Here is an 18,545-nt window from a genome sequence, read left to right on the forward strand (position 1 = left end):
GGTGCACGCCGGCCCACCGCAGGCCCCCAGGGCAGGCATGGCCTGCCCATGAAAAAGGGCCGCCCAGCATGGGCAGCCCTTGGGGATGACAGAGAGTCAAACCTTACTCGCCGGCCTGGTGGCGGCCTTCCTGCACACCTTTGCGGATTTCCTGCACATCGGCCAGGATCTCCCAGAACTGCTTGGCCTGCTTCTTGAACTGGTAGTCCACGGCGGCCACATGGGTCTCCACCATCTCCGCCATGCGCGAGTCGAAATCGCCCGGCGGCAGCTGCAGATAGGCTTCCGACTCGGTGCCGTCACGCTGCACCTTGGCCCCGGCGCTGCGGGCAATCTTCAGCATGGGCGTGTTTTCGGACAGTGCATGGATGAACATCATGTCCACGCCATGGTTGCGCGCATGCAGCGCCGCACGCTCGAACAGACGGCCACCCAGGCCCTTGCCCCGGGCGCTCTTGAGCACGGACACGCCGAACTCGGCGCAGTTGCTGTGGTTGGCCAGGTCCACATACGCCAGATGGGCCATGGCCACCAGCTCCAGGCGGCGGTTAAAGATGCCGAAGATGTCGTCGCGCTCGAAATCGAGCTGTTCCACATAGCGCTTGACCTGCTCGTCATTGGCGGCGTAGCCGAAGCGCAGATAGCGGTCACCGGTGTCCAGCTTCAGCAGGTGGGCCAGGATGCGGTCGCGGTGGCGCGGTGCCAGCTCGCGGATGGGCACCAGACTGGGCAGGCGGTTCGAGGCGAACCGGGGCAAAAAGATGCTCGATCCTGCTCTCAACGAGGCAGACAGCCATTCACTGCTCATGACACTTCCCCACTCTTTCCGTTTAGGGCCCCTCGGGGCACGTTGACCAACCTGTGGCCGGAAAGTGCCGGCCCGCACGAATTGCTGCATTGCAACATAAATAAGGACGTTCCGCCGTCCGGTGGCAACATTGCCACAGGGTTTACCCGGGATCTACCCCTGCACCGCCCTTGTTTGCGCTGCCACAAGCAGCCCCTTCGGTCGGGGCCGCAGTTACAGCGGAATTGCCGTAGTGCCCTTGACACGGTCCAGCACAAAGCTGGTCTTGCAATCCGACACACTGGGGTGCTTAAGCAGCGTATCCATGATGAAGCGGCTGTAGTGCTGCATATCGGACACCACCACGCGCAGCAGATAGTCCATCTCTCCGGTCAGCGAAGCACATTCCACCACTTCAGGCCAAGTCTGCACACTGGCCTTGAACAGGTCCATGGGGTTGCGCTTGTGCGTCTCGGTGTTCTTCTCCAGGCGCACGTTCAGATAGGCCGTCAGGCCCAGGCCCACGCTTTCGGGCGGTACCAGGGCTACATAGCGGTCGATGACGCCGCACTCCTCCAGCCGCTTGACCCGGCGCAGCACGGCACTGGGCGACAGGCCCACCTGTTCGCCGATGACGTCATAGGTTTCGCGCCCGTTTTCCATCAACCGGCGCAGGATGGCGCGGTCAAGCTTGTCTATTGCGTGGAGTGAACTCATGACGCAGGATTTTATACCAAACAGCTAAGTATTAACCCTAGATGCTTGGGAAATATGCAGCAAAACCACATTCGACGCATTTTTCCTGCCACCCACCACCTGCCTTCCGCACAGGACGCAGCTTTCTTGACGCGCAGCAAATCTACATTGGTGACCATCACTGCCCCACAGCACACAGGAGACCGCCATGAACGCCCCCCTGCCCGCCGCCGCTTCCGACAGCACCTCCGCCTGGGACAACCCCATGGGCACGGACGGATTCGAGTTCATCGAATTTGCCGCCCCCGACCCCCAGGCCATGGGCAAGGTGTTCGAAAGCATGGGCTTTCGTGCCGTGGCCCGCCACCGCCACAAGAACGTGCTGCTGTACCGCCAGGGCGAGATCAACTTCATCGTCAACGCCGAGCCCGACAGCTTTGCCCAGCGCTTTGCCCGCCTGCACGGCCCCAGCGTCTGCGCGATTGCCTTCCGCGTGCACGATGCCAAGGCCGCCTATGAGCGCGCCATCGCCCTGGGCGCCTGGGGCTATGCCGGCACGGCCACCCCGGGCGAGCTGAACATCCCCGCCATCAAGGGCGTGGGGGACAGCCTGATCTACCTGGTGGACCGCTGGCGCGGCAAAGGCGACGCACAACCCGGCGACATCGGCAACATCGGCTTCTTTGACGTGGACTTTGTGCCCCTGCCGGGCATCAGCAGCCAGGACATGCTGCACGTACCCGGCCATGGCCTGACCTATATCGACCACCTGACGCACAACGTGCACCGCGGCCGCATGGTGGAATGGGCCAGCTTCTACGAGCGCCTGTTCAACTTCCGCGAGATCAAGTACTTCGACATCGAAGGCCAGGTCACCGGCGTCAAGAGCAAGGCCATGACCAGCCCCTGCGGCAAGATCCGCATCCCCATCAACGAGGAAGGCAAAGAAAAAGCCGGCCAGATCCAGGAGTACCTGGACATGTACCAGGGCGAAGGCATCCAGCACATCGCCATGGGCTCGGACGACCTGTACACCACCGTGGACCACCTGCGTGCCAGCGGCGTGCGCCTGCTCGACACCATCGACACCTACTATGAACTGATCGACAAGCGCCTGCCCGAGCATGGCGAGCCGCTGGCCGAGCTGAAGCGACGCAAGATCCTGATCGACGGCACGGGCCAGAAGCTGCTGCTGCAGATCTTCAGCGAGAACCAGCTCGGGCCGATCTTCTTCGAGTTCATCCAGCGCAAGGGCGACGACGGCTTTGGCAACGGCAACTTCAAGGCGCTGTTCGAGAGCATCGAACTCGACCAGATGCGCCGGGGTGTGCTCTGAGCGGGGACACCAGAACTTCCAGCCACGTTGCGATATCCAATCTGTCAGGAGAGCCACCATGGAAGTCCGCCCTGTCGTCTACGGCCAGTCCAGCCGCCCGCCGCGCGGAGACTACAGCCGTGCGGCCAGCGACTACACCTGCACGCAGAACTATGCGGCCTACACCGAGGTGGAGCACGCCACCTGGCGCCAGCTCTACGCCCGCCAGCGGGCGCTGCTGCCCGGGCGGGCCAGCAGCGACTTCATCGCCTGCCTGCCCCTGCTCGGGGCATCCGAGCGCATTCCACACTTCGAGGACATCAACACCCGCCTGCAGGCTGCCACCGGCTGGCAGCTCGTCGGCGTGCCCGGTCTGATTCCGGAAGTGGATTTCTTCCGCCTGCTCAGCCAGCGCCGGTTTCCGGTGACTGACTGGATCCGCACCCGGGACGAGCTGGACTACATCGTCGAGCCGGACATCTTTCACGACCTGTTCGGCCATGTGCCGCTGCTCTTTCATCCGGTGCTGGCCGACTACATGCAGGCCTACGGCGCGGGGGGGCTCAAGGCGGCCGACCTGGGCGCCACCGAGCTGCTGGCGCGCCTGTACTGGTACACCATCGAATTCGGCCTGGTGCGTGAAGCCGACGGCATCAAGGCCTATGGCGCGGGCATCCTCAGCTCCGCCGGCGAGCTGGCCTACAGCGTGACCAGCCCCATTCCCCAGCGCCTGCCACTGCAGCTGGAGCGCACCATGCGCACGCGCTACCGCATCGACGACTACCAGCACACCTATTTCGTCATCGACGACCTGCAGCAGCTGCTGGACTTTGCCAGCAGCGACTTTGCACCGCTGTATGACCGCCTGCGTCAGCTGCCGGAGATCGCGGCCGATGAACGGCTGCCAGGCGAAGCCAGCATTCCGGTCTGAACCGCGCTCAGCGGCACATGCCGCTGGGAGCAGTCTGTTTTTCATAGCAGCTGCTGTGCGATCGTGCTTCATTTGGTGTGCATTTGCATCACCAACCGCCCGCACAACCCCACCGGCAGCTCCCCTTTTGCAAGCAGCAGGCCTGCGCGCCGCTCCCGCCCGTACGCCGCACAAGGCCGGCATCTGCGACCCAGGAACCTGCCGCAGCGGCGCCGTCCCGTCCAGGCGTCACACGCCGAAACCGCTATGCACGTACAGTGCCTATAGTCACGACCATCGGATTTTCTGCGCAGGCCGGCACGGCTGTGCCGCGCGCAGCGCCTGTGTCCCATCCACCGCACCCCTTGTTTTTCACCGCTTTGACTGTGCCGACTTCCATCCTGTCCTTTTGCCCCACCCGCCTGCTGCGCTGGCTGCTGGCCCTGCATCTGGCCCTGCTGGGCTGCATGGGTGTGGCCCATGCAGCCGACGCGCTGCTCCCTCCCGAACCCCAGGTCACGCCACAGGCACAGATCCAGGCCGCCGCGGCCTCGCTCGACAAGGTGCGCAAATCGCTGGACGACGCCGAGACCTCGGACACGCTGCAGGTCCTGGCCGATCAGGCGCTGAAATCCAAGCGCGACGCCGATGCCGCCGTCACCGCCCTGGAGCCGCTGCTCAAGCAGCTGGACCAGCGGGTGGAGCAGCTCGGCACCAAGGTCGAAGGGGTGGAGGAAAGCACCGACCTCACCCGCCAGCGCAAGGAGCTGGCCCAGGAACACGGCGACCTGGACTCCGCCATCAAGCGCGGGAAACTGCTGTCGGTGGAAGCTGCGCAGACGGCCGAATCCATCGAGAAGCTGCGCACCCAGCAGTTCAACGCCCAGATCGCCAGCAAGGCCTTGTCGCCGCTGTCGCCCGCGCTGTGGAAACAGTTCTCCGAACAGCTGCCGCTGGACCTGCAGCGCATCAGCGGGCTCACCCGCCTGGGCCAGGCCAGCTTCCGCGCGGCGATTGCCGAACATGGCTGGGCCATGCCGCTGCGCGGCATCGTGCTGGCCTTGCTGCTGTTGTTCCCGCTGCGCATGGGCCTGCGCCACCTGGGCTACCGCTATGCCGCGTCGGAGCGCGCCCCGGACGGCCGCCTGCGGCGCACCGGCCTGGCCGTGTGGCTGCTGCTGGTGGGCACGGTGCTGCCCGGCCTGGCCAGCCTGGTGTTCATCGAACACCTGCGTGCCATCGATGCCATCACGCCGCGCCTGCAAAGTGTGGCCGACGCCTGGATCCAGGCGGCCTTTGTGGCGGCCTTCTTCCTGTCCATCAGTGCCAGCACGCTGGTGCCCAAGCGCCCCAGCTGGCGCCTGCTGGCGATCGACGACATTGCCGCCCCCACCCTCACCCGCTATGCCTGGGGTGCCGCCTTCCTGACCTGGTTCGCCATGATGCTCAATGCCGTGGACATTGCCGCACGCACCAGCGCGGTGAGCACAGTGGCGCTGGACGGGCTGATCGCGCTGACCTATGTGGGCCTGATCCTGTCGGTGCTGGTCACCATCACCCAGCAGCGCCAGCGCCTGGCCGCGCCCGCCATCAAGGGCGAACATGGGGACGCCGGCCGTCCCGTGCAGCGCAGCAGCTGGCTGATGTTCGCCTGGCTGGGCGGGCATCTGACGGTGCTGGCCGCCCTGGTGGCGGCCCTGCTGGGCTATCTGAACTTCTCGGTGTTCGTGGCCACGCAGATGGTGTGGATCACCGTGGTGGTGCTGGCCACGTCGCTGCTGATGAAGTTTGCCGACGACCTGTGCACCTGGTTCTTCTCACCGGACAGCCGCCCCGGCCGCGGTCTGGCCCAGGGCATGGGGCTGCGCCCCACCCGGGTGGAACAGGTGGGCGTGCTGCTGTCGGCCCTGCTGCGCGTCAGCCTGCTGCTGCTGGGCCTGGCCGCACTGACTGCGCCTTTTGGCAATGCCAGCAGCCTGCTGGGCTGGACGGCCAGCGCCGCCCAGGGTGGGCTGCCGGTGGGAGACACCGTGCTCAAGCCCATGGCCATCGGCCGCGCACTGGTGGTGCTGGTGATCGGCCTGACCGTCTTCCGCGTGCTGCAGCACTGGCTGGTGGAAACCTATCTGCCCAAGACCGATCTGGACATCGGCGCGCGCAACTCCATCAGCACGGTGGCCCGCTATGTGGGCATCATCCTTTCGGGCCTGTGGACGCTGGCCGCACTGGGCATCGGCTTTGAGAAAGTGGCGCTGCTGGCCAGTGCGCTGTCCGTGGGTATCGGTTTCGGTCTGCAAGCCATCACGCAGAACTTTGTCTCCGGCCTGATCCTGCTGGCCGAGCGCCCGGTAAAGCTGGGCGACCGCGTGCGCATCGGCGACCAGGTGGGCGATATCCGCCGCATCAGCGTGCGGGCCACCGAGATCCAGACCGACGACAAGTCCACCCTGATCGTTCCCAACTCCGAGCTGATCACCAAGTCCGTGCAGAACCTGACGATGGACGGCGCCTTGGGCCGCATTTCCATCGCTTTTGCGGTGCCGCTGAGCACCGATGTGGTCCGCCTCAAGGAACTGCTGCTGGGCATTTACCGCAGCCACGAAGCCGTGCTGGAGGCCCCGGCTCCGTCGATGTACGTGGATTCGCTCAGTGGCAGCGTGATCAACATCACCAGCTTCGGCCATGTCTCCAGCCCGCGCCAGGTCTACAGCACGCGCAGCGACCTGCTGTTCGAGCTGCTGCGCCAGACCGCCGAGCAAGGCATTGCGCTGTCCTCGGCCACGGACATCCACCTGGTGCGCAACCGGGCCGATGCGGCGCCGGTGCCCCCGACCACGCCCGCTGCGCCTGAGCCCGCCAGCCATACGCCAACCGCCTGACCCCGCACCGCCTTGCGCACAGGCAGCGCCGGGTACAGCCGTCTACATGATGGACCGGGCCTCGGCCTGCGCAGTCCCGGTCTCTATCCCACCCATCGGGCGCCCCGCTGGCCGGGCCTGTGGCTCCTGCGCCACCAGTTGGCGCACCAGCGTCCACAGCGCCGGGGCCTGCAGCATCTCCACATGGGCCATGCCGTTGAGCCACAGCGGCGTGGCGCCTTCCAGCAAGGCCGTGGTGCCGGGGAAGACCATATTGTCCGTATCGGACAGCGCACAATGCCATTGCACCCGGCTGGCCGTGCTGCCGGGCCGTGCCTCGTCCCGCTGCAGTTGCTGCAGCCAGGCGTTGCCGGGGCGCATCTGCGCCACATTCGGCCCCAGTGCCCAGTAAGCCATCCAGGTGCCGTGGTGGGGGCTGCCCGCCGTCACCACCTGCTGCGGGCGGTGGGGGGCATCGGCATCCGTCAGGCTGCGCAACCAGTCCCGTACCACCAGCCCGCCCATGCTGTGCGCCACCACCACCGGCGCCCGGCCCGTGGCCGCCTGCATGCGCCGGACCGCACCGTCCAGCACCGCCCGGCCCGTGCCCACACGGTGCAGCAGCAACGGCATGCTGACCGCAATGCAGGGCACCCCTGCGGCACGCAGCTGGTGCAGCGCATCGGCCCAGATAGCACGGTTGCAGAGCCAGCCATGCACCAGCACCACGCCAGCGCTGCCCACGGGCCGGCCCGGCGGACGATCGGGCACATAGTCCGCCTGGGCGTGCTCGGCCCAGGGCATGTCCCAGCCAAAGGCGCGCAGCGACACGCGGCATTCCGCATTCCAGGCCCGCAACAGCGTCGCCAGCGGCAGCGGCGGCTCGCCCCGGCTGCGCCGCACCAGGGCCAGGCAGACAAACTGCTGCCCCAGCCACCAGCGCCCCGCCAGCGCCCACAGCAACGCCCCGCCCAGCGCCCATGGCACCGATTGCGGCCAGGCCCAGGCCAGCCAGACCACCAGCACTGCCAGATTCAGCAACGTCATTCCCCGCAACCACCAGGCCACCATGGGTCAGTTCCTCCTGCCTGCATTGTGACCATGCAGGCCTGTGCCGCCCCGCGCGCACTTTGCGGACCTTCCCTAATCCCTAGGACAAGCCCGATGGCGCAGCCCAGGCAGCCACACAGAATGGACACACTTTTTGTCACCCATTTCCCCGCAACAGGAGAAAGCATGGACCGCATTTGGCTGCAGCACTACCCCGAAGGCGTGCCCGCTGACATAGACACCACCCAGTACCGCTCGGTGGCCGATTTGCTGGAGGAGTCCTTCAAGCGCCATGCCAGCCATCCGTTTTCGGTCTGCATGGATGTGTGGATGGACTATGCCGAACTGGACCGGCTCTCCGCCCGCCTGGGCGCCTGGCTGCAAACCCTGGGACTGGAGCCCGGTGCTCGCGTGGCCATCATGCTGCCCAATGTGCCGCAGTTCGCGGTGACCATGGCCGCCGTGCTGCGTGCCGGCTACACCTGTGTGAATGTGAACCCGCTCTACACCCCGCGCGAACTGGAACACCAGCTCAAGGATTCCGGCGCCACGGCCATCGTGATTCTGGAGAACTTTGCCCACACGCTGGCCCAGGTGCTGGAGCGCACCCAGGTCCGGCATGTCTGCCTGACCTCCATGGGAGATCTGCTGGGCCCGGTGTTCGGCCGCTGGATCACTTTTGCCGTGCGCCACCTGGCCAAGATGGTGCCGCCCTTCGATCTGCCGCTGCAAGGGCGCACGCTCACCCACTTCCGCGATGCGCTGTCCCAGGGCGCCAACCGCACGCTGCAGCCCAGCCAGGCCACGCACGACTCCATCGCCTTCCTGCAGTACACCGGCGGCACCACCGGCCTGTCCAAGGGCGCAGTGCTGACCCATCGCAACATCATCGCCGCCACGCTGCAGGCCGAAGCCTGGTTTGCCCCCGCGCTCAAGGGCCTGCCCGACCTGTCGAAAGTCCACAGCATCGCCGCACTGCCGCTGTACCACATCTTCGCGCTCACGCTGTGCCTGCTCGCCATTCGCCAGGGCTCCAGCCTGAGCCTGATTCCCAACCCGCGCGACATCCCCAAATTTGTCGATGTGCTGGCCAAGCGGCCATTCCACCTCCTGCCGGCGGTGAACACGCTGTTCAACGCCCTGCTGCAAAACCCCAAGTTCCGCACGCTGGACTTTTCACAGTTGCGCGCCTCGCAGGCCGGTGGCATGGCCGCCAGCGAAGGCACGGCCAAGCAGTGGCAGCAGGTGACGGGCTGCCCCATGATCGAAGGCTGGGGCATGAGCGAGACCTGCGCCATCGGCACCAACAACCCGGTGACATCCCAGCATTTCACCGGCAGCATCGGCCTGCCGCTGCCGGGCATCGACATCACCATCAAGGACGACGAAGGCAACGACCGCCCGCTGGGCGAATCCGGCGAAATCTGCATCCGCGGCCCCAACGTGATGGCCGGCTACTACAACCAGCCCGAGGAAACTGCCAAGACCTTCACCGCCGACGGCTTCATGCGCACCGGCGACATCGGCGTCATGGACGAGCAAGGCTATACCCGCATCATCGACCGCAAGAAGGACATGATCCTGGTCAGTGGCTTCAACGTCTTCCCCAACGAGATCGAGAACGTCATCTCCCTGTGCCCCGGCGTGGTGGAATGTGCGGCCATCGGAGTGCCGGACGAACATTCGGGCGAAGCCGTGAAGGTGTTCGTGGTGCGCAATGACCCATCGCTGACCGAAGAAGCGGTGATTCGCCACTGCCACGCCCACCTCACGGGCTACAAATGCCCGCGCTTCGTGGAGTTCCGCGACGAGCTGCCCAAGACCAATGTGGGCAAGATCCTGCGGCGCGAACTGCGCAGTCCGGCTGCGCCAGCGCCGCATTGATCCTGCCCGCTGTGCCTCCTCTATGCCCCCCACCCCGCTCCGGTGGCGCGGGGTTTGCTTTGCTGAGACTGCATGACTGCTGCCCCCCTGCTCTGGCCTGAAATCACTGTCCTCGAACGCGGCTGGCTGTCCGCCAACAACTACCTGTTCCAGGCGAGCGGGCCTGACAGCGCCGCCGCGCTGGTGGACACCGGCTACTGCCTCCATGCCGAGCAGACCGTGGCCCTGGTGCAGGACAGCCTGGGGGCCCTGCCGCTGGCGCGCATCCTCAACACCCACCTGCACAGCGACCACTGCGGCGGCAATGCGGCGCTGCAGGCCGCCTACCCGGACGTGCAGACCTGGATCCCCCCAGGCGAAGCCGCCGCGGTCCGCGTCTGGGACGAAGAGAGGCTGAGCTACCGCCCCACCGGCCAGGACTGTCCGCGCTTTCGTGTGGAGGGACTGCTGCAGGCCGGTACCGAGGTCATGCTGGGCAGCCGCCCCTGGCAGGTGCATGCGGCACCGGGCCACGACCCGCATTCCGTCATCCTGTTCGAGCCCGAGCGGCGCCTGCTGATCTCGGCCGATGCATTGTGGGAGCACGGCTTTGGCGTGGTCTTCCCCGAGATCGAAGGCATCCACGCCTTTGCCGAGGTCGGTGCCACGCTGGACATCATCGAGGCACTGCAGCCCGCCGTGGTGCTGCCCGGCCACGGCGCGCTGTTCACCGATGTGGCTGCAGCCCTGACCGAGGCACGACGCAAGCTGACCGGCTTTGTGGCCGATCCGCGCAAACACGCGCGCTACGCCGCCAAGGTGCTGCTGAAATACAAGCTGCTGGAATGGCAGCAGATTGCCGCGGCCGACGCCCTCCGGTGGATGCTGGCCACCCCCTACTTCCGCACGCTGCACACCCGCTACTTTGCCGCCGACACGCCCACCGCCTGGGCACAGAGCCTGGTGCACGAGCTGGAGCGCTCCGGCGCCGCCGCCGTGCAGGGCGGGGTGCTGCACAACCGCTGACGGCTTGGCACCCCATGAAAAAAGCCGCCTCCCCCGTCTCACGGCATGGAAAGCGGCTTGCGGTCCACCACAGGTGTGCTTAGCTCAGGGCTTTCTGGCGCGCCAGCCCAGCACCAGCGTTGCGGCCAGCGCCAGCAGCGTGCCGGTGGACACGAGGAGTCACGGCAGCTCGGCGTTGTCGGCCGGTGCCTCCACCGGCTTGGGACCGACGGTGCCCAGGCGTGCGCGCAGGCTCTGGGGCTGGCCGGTGATCAGTGCGGCGTAGTTGGTGGTGTTGGCCAGTACCTTCTTCACATAGTCACGCGTTTCGGTGAACGGTACGTTCTCGGCCCAGATGGCACCATCCAGCACCGGACCGTTGCGCCAGTTGCGCGGGCGGCCGGGGCCGGCGTTGTAGCCGGCAGCGGCCATGGCCATGGAGCCCTGGAAATCGTCCAGCGCCAGCTTCAGGTAGGCGGTGCCGATCTGGATGTTGACGTCCCGGTCATTGATCATGCCGGGCGTGAAGTCGTTCATGCCGATCTTGCGCGCCGTCCATTTGGCGGTGGCAGGCATCACCTGCATCAGGCCGGAGGCGCCCACACCGGAGCGCGCATCCATGATGAAACGGCTCTCCTGGCGGATCAGGCCATAGACATAGGCAGGATCCAGCCCGATGTTGCCCGAGCGCGCCAGCACCGTCTCCTGGAAAGGCATGGGGTAGCGCTGCTTCCAGTCCATGAAGCCGCGGGTGCGTTCGCTGGTGTTGATGCAGCGGTCCCACACCTGGGCGCGGCAGGCGCGGTCGGCGGCGGCGTACAGCGCACGGTCGCCCATGCCACCGCTGTCGTGCAGGTTGGTGGCGTAGTTCCATTCGCGCACGCCTTCGCTGCGCAGCCCCATGCGGATGGCGTACAGCGCGCGGCTCAGGCTGGGGTTTTTCTCGGCCGCCTCTTTTTCCGCCGGCGTCAGCGGCTGCGGGGCAGGCGGCACGGTCACGCGCTGGCCCAGCTCTTCCAGTGCCAGCTGTTCGTAAAAGCCGTCCACGCCGGCAATGCGCTCGAACAGGGCGCGCGATTCGTTCTTTTCGTGCTCGGTCACCACGCGGCCGGAGGCGATTGCCTTGGCCTTCCAGTAGACCCAGCTCGGGTCGGCCTGGGCAGTGCTGCTCATGCCGTCGATGGCCTTGCGGGCCAGGCTCCAGTTGCCGGCGCGCAGCGCGGCACGGGTCTTCCAGGCAAGGGCGTCATCGTCCAGATCGCTGCTGCGCGTGACCTTGTCAAAGTAGGTCACGGCCGTGGGGTCCAGCTTGCGTGCGGCCATCTTGCCGATCACGCCCCAGGCCCAGTTGCGTTCCTCGGTGCGCAGCTGGTTGGCCCAGCGCGCGTTCATCTGGTCGGCGGCCTGGGACGGGTCGTTGGCGGCCATGCGGATGATGGCCAGCAGGGCCAGTTCGCGCCGCACATTGCCGCGCGCGTTCTTGCTGGTACCGCTGAGGTATTTGATGGGCGAGGCAAACACATCGCCCACCTGGGATTGCATCTCCGGCGCGACGATGCCCACGGCACGGCTGGTCTGGCCCTGGCGGTTGAGTTCTGCGCCCAGGCGCGCACGCTGCCAGATGACCTCTTCCTTGAGCTGCTTGTTGGCGTACAGCGTGGCGGCCAGGTTGGCGCAGCCGTCGTCGTTCGCGCCCTGCGTGTGCCACAGCCGCACGGCCTCTTGCGCGATGTTCTGCGGTGCCTTGCCCTGCAGCAGATCCGCTGTCAGCGCGTAGCAGCGCACCTCGCGGTCGTCCTGCATGCGGAAATCCGCGTGCTGCTGCGCGAAGGTGGTCCAGTCGCGGTTCTTGCCCAGCTGCAGCAGCCAGTCGTTGCGCAAGCGGTCTTCCTGGTAGGTACCGCGCCAGCGCTGCAAAAAGGCCTGGACCTCCTGCGGTGTGGCGGAATCCAGACGCACGCGCAGCTCCCAGTACGCGGCCCAGGGCTCCAGCGCATGGCCTTGGGCGGCCGGCAACAGCCGCGCCAGCGCGGCTTTGTCGCCCTTGCGGAAGGCTTGCTGCATTTGCAGTAGCACATCATCCCCGGTCGTCTGGGTAAAACCCAAAGAGGGAACGACGGAAAGCAGGGAGGCCGCGCAAAGCGGTGTCAGAATCTTCAGCCAATGCATGGGGGAATTATGTGATGGACAAAACAGCCCTACGCCGCCGATTGGTGGAACAGCGCCGGAATATGGAAGATCGCCTACACCGCAGCGACCTGCTGCAGCAGGTGATGCGCATCTGGTTGGTGGATCGCCCGGACACCGTGATCGGCGCCTACTGGCCCATCAAGGGCGAATTCGATCCGCTGCCCATTCTGCACCGCTGGAAAGAGGATGGGGAATTGCTGGACAAACCCCTGCGCCGCCGCATCGGCCTACCGGTGATCAACAAGGAACACAAGACGCTGACCTTCCACGTCTGGTATCCGGGCTGCCCCATGGAGGAAGACGCCTACGGCATTCCCAAGCCCAAGGACACCGAGGTGATCCAGCCCACGCTGCTGTTCGTCCCCTGTGTGGGCTACGGCACCGGCGGCTACCGCCTGGGCTATGGCGGTGGCTTTTACGACCGCACCCTGGCCACGCTGCGGCCCAAGCCCTTCACCGTGGGACTGGGCTTTCGCGAAGCCTATGTGGACGACTTCGAGCCCGAGGCCCACGACCAGCCGCTGGACGCCTTGCTGAACGACAACGGTGTGGTCTGGCCCCTGCCGGATCTGCCCACCCGCTGAGGCCCACCATGGCCCGGCCCACCCGTCCCGCTGCCAACGACGCCCGCGCCGCCAGCGGGCCGGGCATGGACCCCACGCGCGACCTGTTTGCCGACCTGGATGCGGAGCCTGCGGCTCCGCCTGCTCCCGTCTGCGCTGCGGAACCCTTCCCCTCCGGCGCTGCCACCCCTCCCCTGGAGGAAGGCCGTCTTGTAGAGGATGCCCCTGCGCCCCCCGTCTCCGAGTCACGCATCTCCTACGCCGAAGCACAGCGGCTGATGGCCATTGGCCGCAGCCAGGGCCCGCAGGCGCTGACACCGGACCAGCACCATGCCCTCTGGGACTGCCTGCGGGACCTTCCCGAAAGCCAGGCCTGGCTGGCCGCCCAGCTCACCGCCTTGCAGGGCGAGCTGCAGGAACGTGGTCTGCGTCCCCGGCCAGGCACCCACACGGCGCGTTGAGCCGCATGCCCAAGCAGGCCTGCAGGCAGACCGCAAGGAAGTACCCACTCTGAGCTGAAGACAACTGGCGAGCGGGCCATGGGCTGCGGGCTTGCCGCGCGGCAGTCGCTCAGTCTGTTGCCGCCGCCCGCCAGCGCTGCCAGCCCTTGGCGCGCAGCTCGCAGGCCGGGCAGCTGCCACAGCCGTAGCCCCAGTCGTGCAACGCATCGCGCGTGCCCTGGTAGCAGGTGTGGGTGTCGCGCACGACCAGCTCCACCAGCGCGTCTCCTCCCAGGTCCTGTGCCATCTGCCAGGTCTGGGCCTTGTCGATCCACATCAGCGGCGTCTCGATGCGCAGCCGCCGCTCCAGGCCAAGGTTCAGCGCCAGCTGCATGGCCTTCATGGTGTCGTCGCGGCAATCGGGGTAGCCGGAGAAATCGGTCTCGCACACGCCGGTGACGATGACCTGCAGCCCGCGCCGGTAGGCCAGTGCACCGGCCAGGGTCAGAAACAGCAGATTGCGCCCGGGTACAAAGGTGTTGGGCAGGCCGTCGGCCTGCATCGCAAAGGCCACATCCTCGGTGAGCGACGAGCCGCCGATCTGCTGCAGCACATCCAGCGTCAGCACATGGTCTTCGCCCAGCCGGGGGGCCCACTGCGGAAACTGGGCGCGCAGCCGGTCGCGCACGGTGTGGCGCGCCTGCAACTCCACCCGGTGGCGCTGGCCGTAGTCGAACCCCAGGGTTTCGACGCGGTCGTACTTGGAAAGGGCGTGGGCCAGGCAGGTGGTGGAGTCCTGACCGCCCGAGAACATGACAAGGGCCGAGGTATGCATAGCGCCCGATTACACACCGCAAATGTAGCGCTGCGGCTACAGTAGGACATCATGCGCTCCCCCGCCCCCTGCACGCATTCTCGGCACAGAAAGGTCGGCCCATGCTTCAGCTGTACATAGGCAACAAGAACTACTCATCTTGGTCGTTGCGGCCCTGGCTGGTGCTGCGCCAGTTGGGCATTCCATTTGAAGAGATGAAGGTGCGCTTCGACAGCTTTGCCCCGGATTCGCACTTCAAGCAGACGATGCTGGGGCTGACCCCCACCGGCAAGGTGCCGCTGCTGGTGGACGACGGGCTGGCCATCTGGGATACCCTGGCCATCACCGAGTACCTGGCCGAACGCTTTCCGCAGGCGGGCGTCTGGCCCACCCCGGTGGCCGACCGGGCCCGCGCCCGCAGCCTGTGCGCCGAAATGCACAGCGGCTTCACCGCGCTGCGCAGCCACTGCCCCATGAATGTGGAAGCCCATCTGCCCGAAGTGGGCGCCCGGATCTGGGCCGAGCAGGCTGGCGTGCGCGACGATGTCTACCGCCTGATCGACATGTGGGGCCAGCAGCTGTCCACCCACGGCGGACCGCTGCTGTTTGGCAACTTCTGTGCAGCCGACGCCTTCTTCGCCCCGGTCTGCCTGCGGCTGGACCGCTACGCCTTGCCGCTGCCCCAGCACATCCAGCCCTATGTGCAGCGCGTGCTGGCCCTGCCGTCCGTGCGCGAATGGACCCGTGCCGCACTGGAGGAAAAAGACTTCCGCGAGTTCGAGGAGCCCTACCGCACCGCCAGCGGGATGCTGGCCGAGCGCAGCCTGCCCCAGCCCTGATACCCGGCACGCCATCCCGGGGTCCAGCAGCGGCGCCCGGGTACCGGCTGCAGGGCATGGCGCCCCCGCCTACACTTCGGCCATGAAGATCTATATGGTTGGCGGCGCAGTGCGCGACCGCCTGTTGGGGCGGCCTTTTCACGACACCGACTGGGTGGTGGTGGGCGCCACGCCCGAGGACATGGCGGCCCGGGGCTACACCCCGGTGGGGCGGGACTTCCCCGTATTCCTGCACCCCGATACGCACGAGGAGTATGCGCTGGCCCGCACCGAGCGCAAGAACGGCCACGGCTACCGCGGCTTTGTGGTCCACACCGCCCCGGATGTGACGCTGGAGGAAGACCTGGCGCGGCGCGATCTGACGATCAATGCCATCGCCGCACCCGCGGATTGGGACAGCGCAGACGCCCTGTGCGACCCCTATGGCGGCCAGGCCGATCTGGCGGCCCGGGTGCTGCGCCATGTGACCGATGCCTTCCGCGAAGACCCCGTGCGCATCCTGCGCGTGGCACGCTTTGCGGCGCGTTTCACCGATTTCACACTGGCCCCCGAAACCCTGCAGCTGATGCGCGAGATGGTGGACGCCGGCGAGGCCGACCACCTGGTGCCCGAGCGCGTCTGGCAGGAGATCAGCCGCGGGCTGATGGAAGCACAGCCCTCGCGCATGTTCGGCCTGCTGCGCGACTGCGGCGCGCTGCAGCGCCTGCTGCCCGAGCTGGACCGCCTGTGGGGCGTGCCCCAGCGCGCCGAATACCACCCGGAGGTCGACACCGGCGTGCACGCCATGCTGGTGCTGGACATGGCAGCCCGGCTGGACGCCCCGCTGACGGTGCGCTTTGCCTGCCTGTGCCACGATTTCGGCAAGGGCACCACGCCGGCCGATGTGCTGCCGCGCCACATCGGCCACGAGCAGCGCAGCGCCCGGCTGCTGCAGGCCGTGTGCGAGCGCTGGCGCGTGCCCAATGACTGCCGGGAACTGGCCGATGTGGTGGCGCGCGAGCACGGCAACATCCATCGCAGCAGCGAGCTGAATGCCGCCGCCGTGCTGCGCCTGCTGGAACGCTGCGATGCCATCCGCAAGCCGGCGCGCTTTGCCGAAGCCCTGCTGGCCTGCGAATGCGATGCCCGCGGGCGCACCGGCTTTGAGAACGCGGCCTACCCCCAGCGCCCGCGCCTGCAGGCCGCGCTGGATGCGGCCCTGGCCGTGGAGACAGCCCCCGTGGCCCAGGCCGCCGCCCAGCGGGGGCTGAAAGGCAAGGCCATTGGCGACGCCGTGGCCCAGGCCCGGGAACAGGCCGTGGCCGCCGCGCTGCACGCCCTGCACCCGGCGCACTGAACCCGGCACACCGGAGCCTGTGCTGCGCTGCGGGAACACCCGTAAGGGAAAACCGCCTCTCCCGGGGGCAGGACGACGGAGGAATATGGAGGGGTTGGGTCCCACAGCCTCGTGGAAACACGCCCACACCCATCCACCCCCTGTGTCCTTTTGTTGCTGGAGATTTGCCATGGCCTACGCCCTTCCCGGTCAGTCCGGTGCGCTGCACAAATACCAAGACCGCTACGACAACTACATCGGCGGCCAGTGGGTGCCTCCCAGCAATGGCGAGTATTTCGACGTGGTCACGCCCATCAACGGCAGGGTCTACACCAAGGTGGCCCGCAGCACGGCCGCCGACATCGACAAGGCGCTGGATGCCGCCCATGCGGCTGCCGATGCCTGGGGCAAGACCTCGGCCACCGAGCGCAGCAACATCCTGCTGCAGATTGCCGACCGCATCGATGCCAACCGCGAGTTGCTGGCCTATGTGGAAACCATCGACAACGGCAAGGCCATCCGCGAGACGCTGAATGCCGACATCCCGCTGTCGGCCGACCATTTCCGCTACTTTGCCGGCGCCATCCGCACCCAGGAAGGCGGCATCAGCCAGATCGACAACGACACCGTGGCCTACCACTTCCACGAGCCGCTGGGCGTGGTCGGGCAGATCATTCCCTGGAACTTCCCCATCCTGATGGCCGCCTGGAAACTGGCGCCTGCGCTGGCCGCCGGCAACTGCGTGGTGCTGAAACCCGCGGAATCCACGCCCATCTCCATCCTGGTGCTGGCCGGCCTGATCGGCGACCTGCTGCCGCCGGGGGTGCTGAACATCGTCAACGGCTTTGGCCGCGAAGCCGGCATGCCGCTGGCCACCAGCAAGCGCATTGCCAAGATCGCCTTCACCGGCTCCACCAGCACCGGCCGGGTGATTGCCCAGGCAGCGGCCAACAGCCTGATTCCGGCCACCCTGGAGCTGGGCGGCAAGTCGCCCAACATCTTCTTTGCCGACGTGATGGACCAGGACGACAGCTTTCTGGACAAGGCCATCGAAGGCCTGGTGCTGTTTGCCTTCAACCAGGGCGAGGTCTGCACCTGCCCCAGCCGTGCGCTGATCCAGGAATCCATCTATGAAAAATTCATGGAACGGGTGCTCAAACGCGTGGCCGCCATCCAGCATGGCGACCCGCTGAACCCCAGCTCCATGATGGGCGCACAGGCCAGCAAGGAGCAACTGACCAAGATCCTGTCTTATCTGGACCTGGGCAAGCAAGAAGGCGCCGAGGTGCTGATCGGCGGCGCCCAGGCCCAGCTGGGCCCGGAGCTGGAAGGCGGCTACTACGTGCAGCCCACGATCTTCAAGGGCCACAACAAGATGCGGATCTTCCAGGAAGAAATCTTCGGCCCCGTGCTGGCCGTGACCACCTTCAAGACCGAGGAAGAAGCCCTGGCCCTGGCCAATGACACCCTCTACGGCCTGGGGGCGGGCGTGTGGAGCCGCAACGGCAATGTGGCGTACCGCATGGGCCGCGCCATCAAGGCCGGCCGCGTGTGGACCAACTGCTACCACCACTACCCGGCACACGCTGCGTTCGGCGGCTACAAGGAATCGGGTGTGGGACGGGAGAACCACAAGATGATGCTGTCCCACTATCAGCAGACCAAGAACCTGCTGGTTTCCTACTCCGAGCAGAAACTCGGCTTCTTCTGAAGCCCTGTTTCCTGCTGTTTCCTGCTGCAGGTCAGACAAGGCCTGCAGCAGGCACCTCCCCAGCCTCCCCGCTCTTGACACCCATGCCGATGGTGCGCAAGCTGCACCATGGCAACCTACCTTTTATCGGTTTCCACGATGGATGCCGCACCGGGCAGCCTGGCCCGGGGGCCCTATGCCCTGCCATAC

15 protein-coding genes are annotated in these 18,545 nt (G+C 66.6%); 10 read left to right on the top strand and 5 right to left on the bottom strand.

Features of this window, described 5'->3' with window-relative positions:
- Window positions 1-103: 103 nt before the first annotated feature.
- Both CT3_RS18630 and CT3_RS18635 read right to left on the bottom strand, forming a co-directional pair.
- Window positions 104-808 (bottom strand): GNAT family N-acetyltransferase, encoded by a 705-nt coding sequence (locus CT3_RS18630; RefSeq protein ID WP_066541003.1) that lies wholly within the window; start codon window positions 806-808, stop codon window positions 104-106.
- 213 nt (window positions 809-1,021) lie between these two features.
- Window positions 1,022-1,504: an Lrp/AsnC family transcriptional regulator gene (locus CT3_RS18635; protein WP_066541005.1), complete on the bottom strand. Its 483-nt coding sequence runs from the start codon at window positions 1,502-1,504 to the stop codon at window positions 1,022-1,024.
- A gap of 187 nt (window positions 1,505-1,691) precedes the next feature.
- Between CT3_RS18635 and hppD the strand changes: the two genes are divergently transcribed.
- The 3 genes from hppD to CT3_RS18650 all read left to right on the top strand — a co-directional run bounded on the left by hppD (window position 1,692) and on the right by CT3_RS18650 (window position 6,587).
- Entirely contained in the window at window positions 1,692-2,819 is a 1,128-nt protein-coding gene (gene hppD / locus CT3_RS18640) for a 4-hydroxyphenylpyruvate dioxygenase (RefSeq protein WP_066541006.1), read from the top strand.
- A 58-nt stretch (window positions 2,820-2,877) separates the two neighbouring features.
- Window positions 2,878-3,729, top strand: coding sequence for a phenylalanine 4-monooxygenase (gene phhA / locus CT3_RS18645; RefSeq protein ID WP_066541007.1), 852 nt, complete (start codon window positions 2,878-2,880; stop codon window positions 3,727-3,729).
- Between the two features lie 365 nt (window positions 3,730-4,094).
- Complete coding sequence (locus tag CT3_RS18650; protein ID WP_227657833.1) at window positions 4,095-6,587, top strand: DUF3772 domain-containing protein; 2,493 nt, start codon at window positions 4,095-4,097, stop codon at window positions 6,585-6,587.
- A 42-nt stretch (window positions 6,588-6,629) separates the two neighbouring features.
- On the opposite strand, the gene CT3_RS18655 is transcribed toward CT3_RS18650, so the two are convergent.
- Window positions 6,630-7,613 (bottom strand): esterase/lipase family protein, encoded by a 984-nt coding sequence (locus CT3_RS18655; RefSeq protein WP_098065943.1) that lies wholly within the window; start codon window positions 7,611-7,613, stop codon window positions 6,630-6,632.
- A 189-nt stretch (window positions 7,614-7,802) separates the two neighbouring features.
- Between CT3_RS18655 and CT3_RS18660 the strand changes: the two genes are divergently transcribed.
- A complete protein-coding gene (locus tag CT3_RS18660) occupies window positions 7,803-9,500 on the top strand; it encodes an AMP-binding protein (RefSeq protein WP_066541010.1) in 1,698 nt (565 codons plus the stop codon).
- A gap of 72 nt (window positions 9,501-9,572) precedes the next feature.
- A complete protein-coding gene (locus CT3_RS18665) occupies window positions 9,573-10,505 on the top strand; it encodes an MBL fold metallo-hydrolase (RefSeq protein ID WP_066541012.1) in 933 nt (310 codons plus the stop codon).
- 159 nt (window positions 10,506-10,664) lie between these two features.
- Here CT3_RS18665 and CT3_RS18670 read toward each other — a convergent pair whose 3' ends face one another.
- On the bottom strand, window positions 10,665-12,653 hold the full coding sequence (locus tag CT3_RS18670) for a lytic transglycosylase domain-containing protein (protein WP_066541013.1): 1,989 nt from the start codon (window positions 12,651-12,653) through the stop codon (window positions 10,665-10,667).
- Window positions 12,654-12,667: 14 nt separating this feature from the next.
- On the opposite strand from CT3_RS18670, the gene CT3_RS18675 reads away from it, so the two are divergent.
- Window positions 12,668-13,258, top strand: a complete 591-nt coding sequence (locus CT3_RS18675) for a 5-formyltetrahydrofolate cyclo-ligase (protein ID WP_066541015.1) — start codon at window positions 12,668-12,670, stop codon at window positions 13,256-13,258.
- A gap of 8 nt (window positions 13,259-13,266) precedes the next feature.
- The gene (locus CT3_RS18680; protein WP_098065945.1) at window positions 13,267-13,698 is read left to right on the top strand and encodes a hypothetical protein; all 432 of its coding nucleotides are present in this window, start codon (window positions 13,267-13,269) and stop codon (window positions 13,696-13,698) included.
- A gap of 109 nt (window positions 13,699-13,807) precedes the next feature.
- Here CT3_RS18680 and queC read toward each other — a convergent pair whose 3' ends face one another.
- Entirely contained in the window at window positions 13,808-14,512 is a 705-nt protein-coding gene (queC, locus tag CT3_RS18685) for a 7-cyano-7-deazaguanine synthase QueC (protein WP_066541017.1), read from the bottom strand.
- A gap of 101 nt (window positions 14,513-14,613) precedes the next feature.
- Here queC and CT3_RS18690 point away from each other — a divergent pair, with 101 nt between their 5' ends.
- From CT3_RS18690 to exaC, 3 genes are all read left to right on the top strand, one after another.
- The gene (locus tag CT3_RS18690; RefSeq protein WP_066541018.1) at window positions 14,614-15,330 is read left to right on the top strand and encodes a glutathione S-transferase family protein; all 717 of its coding nucleotides are present in this window, start codon (window positions 14,614-14,616) and stop codon (window positions 15,328-15,330) included.
- A gap of 82 nt (window positions 15,331-15,412) precedes the next feature.
- Window positions 15,413-16,666: a multifunctional CCA addition/repair protein gene (locus tag CT3_RS18695; protein WP_066541019.1), complete on the top strand. Its 1,254-nt coding sequence runs from the start codon at window positions 15,413-15,415 to the stop codon at window positions 16,664-16,666.
- Between the two features lie 169 nt (window positions 16,667-16,835).
- Entirely contained in the window at window positions 16,836-18,356 is a 1,521-nt protein-coding gene (exaC, locus tag CT3_RS18700; RefSeq protein ID WP_066541020.1) for an acetaldehyde dehydrogenase ExaC, read from the top strand.
- Window positions 18,357-18,545 lie beyond the last annotated feature (189 nt).

Origin of the sequence: Comamonas terrigena NBRC 13299 (assembly GCF_006740045.1) — a bacterium.
In the GTDB taxonomy this organism is placed as follows: Bacteria; Pseudomonadota; Gammaproteobacteria; order Burkholderiales; family Burkholderiaceae_C; genus Comamonas; species Comamonas terrigena.